The sequence below is a fragment of the Protofrankia sp. CiP1_Cm_nod4 genome (assembly GCF_982290645.1).
The window spans coordinates 1-4,997 of record NZ_CEVIVC010000220.1 but is presented as its reverse complement, the minus strand read 5'-3'; the positions used below and the strand labels follow the sequence as shown (position 1 = coordinate 4,997).

Sequence of the window (4,997 nt, the reverse complement as noted above, 5' to 3'; positions counted from 1 at the left end):
ACTGGCGCGGCCGGCGCGGCCGACGCCGCCGGCGGCAACGTCCTCACCCTTGACGTCCTGGCGGCAGGCGCGCGCCAGCTCGCCCTGGCCGCGGCCGTCGGCGCGACCGTGGCCGAGTGCCGAACGTGGGCCACCGCCACGGACCTCACCGCCGCGGAGCCCGCGGCAGGGGGACCCGCCCCCGCAGACCCTGCGGCCGGGGGCCTGGCCGCCGCGGACGCCGTGCTCGCCCGGGTCGAGTCCCGGTTCGCCGCCGACCAGTGGGCGAGCACCGGCGCGTCGATCCTCGACGGCCTGCGGGCCCGGCGGCGCGACGCCCTCGTCGCCTTCCTGGTGCACCGTGACCGGCTGGACGGTGCCGACGCGCTGTCGGCCCGCCTGCTCGTCGACGTCCTCATCGGCCCCCAGGAGATCACCACCCGTATCCGGCAGGCCCTCAACTCGGTGCAGATGTTCGTGCAGCGCTGTGAGCTGGGCCGGGAGGGCCCGGGGATGCGGCCGGACGCGAAGGCGGACGAGGGCTGGTCACAGTGGGTGTGGATGGGCCGCTACCGGGTGTGGGAGGCCCAGCGCCGGATCTTCACGCACACCGAGAACTACGCGGACCCGGCCGCCCGGATCGGCAGGTCGTCGTTCTTCGCCGAGCTGGAGTCGGACCTGTTGCAGTCCGGCCTCACCGACGACGCCGCCGAGGAGGCGTTCCGCGCCTACCTGGACAAACTGGAGAAGATCGCCCGCCCGCAGGTGCTCGGCTTCCACCGGGAGCGGGTCGCCTCGACCGCCCTCGGGGTGCAGCGGGACGTGCTGCACGTGGTCGCCCGCTCCGGTACCGCTCCGTACACGTACTACTACCGCACCCTGGACGACGGGGCGTGGTCGCCGTGGGAGGTCATCCCGGTCGACATCGGCTACGACCAGGTCGTCCCGGTGGTGTGGAACCGCCGGCTGCTGCTGTTCTGGCCGGTGGTGACGCCGGACCCGGACGTCCCGTCGTCCGGCGGCGGCCAGACCGGGCCGCGCAGGCTGACGGAGGTGCAGGTCACGCCCCAGCCGCCGCCGTCGGCCCGCGTCCTGCTGGCCTGGACGGAACGCCGCCACGGCAAGTGGCTGCCCAAACAGCTCAGTGACGCGGCGGACGGCGCCTACGTCACCGTCGGCCGGGCCACCGGCCTGGTGGGGCTGCGCCTGGGCAGTGTGACGCCCGCCGAGCTCGTCATCGCGGTGACGACCCCGCCGCCGGCGCTGCTGTCGTATTCGGAGGTGCCGGTCGGCCGGTTCCGGCTGCGGCCGGCCGGTCTGACGGCCGAGGCGGTGACGGGCACGCAGCCCCTCACCCACAACCCGCCCGGCATGGTGTACCGGCGCGGCCGGGTCGTCGGCGCGTCGCTCGTGGTCGGCTCCGCCCCGTCCTCGTCCTACACGCTGCTGGCTCCGGGTAGGCGACTGAACGTGACCGTCGAGTCCGCCAGCTGGGGGCTCGACGTCGGCTCCGACCTGTTCGTCGCCGACGCCGACCGGACGTTCTTCGCCGCCGGCGGCCGGATGAGCCCGCTCGCGGTCCCGAAGGACTGGGCACTGCGCGGCGCCGGTGTCGTGCTGCCCGCGCAGTACCACGCGCTCCGGCCCGGTGAGGCCGAGGAGCTGGGCGGCATACGTCCCGGTGACGACAGGCTGGCCGCCCTGCGGGCCGTGCTGGGTGACGCAGCGGTCGACGCGCTGCCTGTCCCGCTGTATCCCGCTGCCGGGACGCAGGAGCTCCAGGCATCGTCGTCCGCGCCGGGGCTGCCCGCCGCGGGGCAGGTGCCGTCCCTGCCGGACGTGTCGTCGCTGCTGGACGCGTCGTCGCTGCTGGACGTGTCGTCGCTGCTGGACGTGTCGTCGCTGCTGGCAGGCCCGACAGTGACGGTTACGGTGACGAACCGGATGCTTACCGCCACGCCGACAGGACTGCAACCGCTCGTCCTGCCACCGACCGTTGTTCCTCAGGCGTCCAGCGTCATGTCGGCCCCGGGGCCGGGCTCGGCCATGAGCCTGGCGTCACGGTTCGCCGTCTCCGACATCGTCACGAGCGGGGTGTTCGGCACCATCGGCAAGCTGTCGCTGCCGTCGGTCACCGTCGGTGCCTTCTACCACCCCTTCCTGCCCACGCTGATCCAGGCGCTGGCGGTCGGCGGCGTCGAGGGGATGCTGGCCCGCAGCCTCCAGGTGGCCCCCTGGAACTTCCAGCCGTGGCCGGACACCGGGCGGCGGTTCGACTTCAGGACGGCCTACAACCCGTCACCGCTGTACGTGCGACAGCCGCATCCGGCCGAGGACCTCGACTTCTCCCCCGCCGGCGCCTACAGCTCGTACAACTGGGACCTGTTCTTCCACGCCGTTCGTCTGGTGGCGGCGCGGCTGCGGTCCAACGGCCAGTTCGACGCGGGGCTGCGCTGGCTACGGACGATCTTCGACCCGTCCTGCGCGGCCATGGTGCCCGGAGACGCCCCGGACCCGGTCCGCTCGCGGTGGCAGACCCGGCCCTTCTACGAACGCGCCCGCGCCGACTACCGCCAGCAGCGGATCGAGTCGCTGCTGGCGAACACCGCCGACCCCGCCTTCCAGCTCCAGGTCGCCCGCTGGCGGGAGCATCCCTTCGACCCGCACGCGGTGGCGTCGCTGCGGACCGTCGCCTACCAGAAGGCCGTGTTCATGGACTACCTCGACCTTCTCCTCGACGCCGGCGACCGCCACTTCGCCGCGGGCACCAGCGAGGAACTGAACCTCGCCTACGGCTACTACGCCTACGCCCAGGACATGCTCGGCCCGGCCCAGCCGCAGCTGCCACCGCACGACGCGCCCCCCGCGCACACCTACCGCACTCTCGGCGCGACGTTCGGCGGCTTCTCCAACGCCCTCGTCGCCGCCGAACACCTCGTCACCGTGCCCGACGGCGTCCGGGAGGCCGGCCCGCCGGTCCCGGCGACGGTCCTCTCCCTGGCGACCGTGCCCTACTTCTGTGTCCCCCGCAACGACCGGCTCGCCGGCTACTGGGACATCGTCGACGACCGGCTGCACAAGCTGCGCAACAGCCTCGACCTACAGGGCAACCCGCGGGTCACCGACCTGTGGGGACGCCAGCTCGACCCGGCCCGGATCGCCCGGCTGCTCGCCGCCGGCATGTCCCTGGACGAGGCGCTCGCGGAACTGTCCGCGCCGCCGCCGCGGCACCGGTTCCACACCCTGCTCGCCCGCGCCCTCGACCTGGCCCAGGAAGCCCGCCAGCTCGGCCAGGCCCTGCTCACCGCGCTGGAGAAACGCGACGCCGAACAGCTCGCCGTCCTGCGGGCGACCCACGAGACCCAGCTCCTCGAGCGTATGACCGCGATACGTGACCAGCATCTGAAGGCCGCGCAGCTCGACGAGGACGCCGCGGCCGCGGCCCATCACGCGGCCGGCCTCCGCCACCGGCACTACCTCGCGCTGCTGGCGGAATGGGAGCGGGACCAGGGCCCGGCCAGCGACAACCAGAAACAGCTCGACAAGATCACAAGCGCGACCGACTGGAACATCGTCTCCACGTCGATCCAGGCCACGACATCGCTGCTGAACGCCATCCCGCAGGCCAAGTTCGGCCCGTGGATCTTCGGCGCCGAGCACGGCGGCCAGCAGCTGGCCGCCGTCGTCAACACCGCCGCGGTCCTGGCGCAGATCAAGGCGTCGATCGACCACTCCGAGGGGACGAAAGCCGGCCTGCGGGCCGATCACGAATGGCGCCGGCAGGACTGGGAGTTCCAGCGCGACCTGGCCGCGGCCGACATGGACCACCTGTTCACGCTCGCCGGGGCCGCCGCCGTCCGCAAGGCCGCCGCGCAGCGGGAACACGACAACAGCGTCGAGCAGCTGACCGAGAGCCGCGCCGTCCTCGACCTGATGACCTCGAAGTTCACCAGCGCCGACCTGTTCTCCTGGCAGGCCCGCGAACTGACCGCGATGTACCGGGAGCTGTACAACCTGGCGTTCCGGCTCGCCCGGCAGGCCGAACGCGCCTGGCAGCAGGAGCTCTACCGCTACGACCGGACGTTCGTCAGAGCCGGCGTGTGGGACAGCGAACGCAAGGGCCTGCTCGCCGCCGACCGGCTCGTCGCCGACCTGAGGACGATGGACGCCGCCTGCCTCGACCACGACGACCGCCTGCACGAGGTCACCAGGCCGGTGTCGCTGCGGCTGCTCGACCCGGCGGCGCTGGCCGACCTCGTCACCCACGGCACCGCCACCTTCGTCCTGCCGGAATGGCTGTTCGACCTCGACTTCCCCGGGCACTACCAGCGCCGGATCAGGACCGTCGCGCTGACGATCCCGTGCATCACCGGCCCCTACACGTCGGTCAACGCCCGGCTCACCCTCGACGCCGACCGGATCCGGCGCTCCGCCGACCCGGCGTCCGGCGCGAACGGCGACGCCTACGCCCCCACCGGCGACGACGACAACCGCTTCGAGCCCAGCGGCCGGGCCGGCGGCTCCATCGTCACCAGCCACGGGCAGAACGACCAGGGCCTGTTCGACGGCGGCCAGAACGACGACCGCCTGCTGCCGTTCGAGAACGCCGGGCTGATCAGCCGCTGGACCCTGCGGCTGCCGAAGGACTCCAACAGCTTCGACACCTCGACCGTCTCCGACGTGATCATGACGATCCGCTACACCGCCCGCTACGACGACCGGCTCGCCAGGGCCGCCCGCGAGCACGTCGACACCCTGCTGGCCCGCCCGCCGGCCGCCGACACCGCCGCCGCGGCGGCGCGGCCGGCCCCGCGCCTGCTCGCCGCCCCCGACCTGCTCCACCTCGTCGACCTGCGCGCCGAACACGCCGACACCTGGGCCCGCAACAGGTCGACCCCCACCCCGTTCATCCTCGACGTCTCCCGCGACCGGCTGCCCTACGCCCTGCGCCGCAGCACCCTGAAACTGGCGAAGATCCTCGTCTGGACCGACGCCACCACTCCCGTCACGATCACCAT

The 4,997-nt window shown here is 72.9% G+C and carries 1 protein-coding gene; it reads left to right on the top strand.

Going from position 1 to position 4,997, the window contains the following annotated elements:
• The coding region (locus tag AC5LSR_RS23100; RefSeq protein WP_493469017.1) for a Tc toxin subunit A-related protein at nt 1-4,997 on the top strand (4,997 nt) is incomplete at both ends.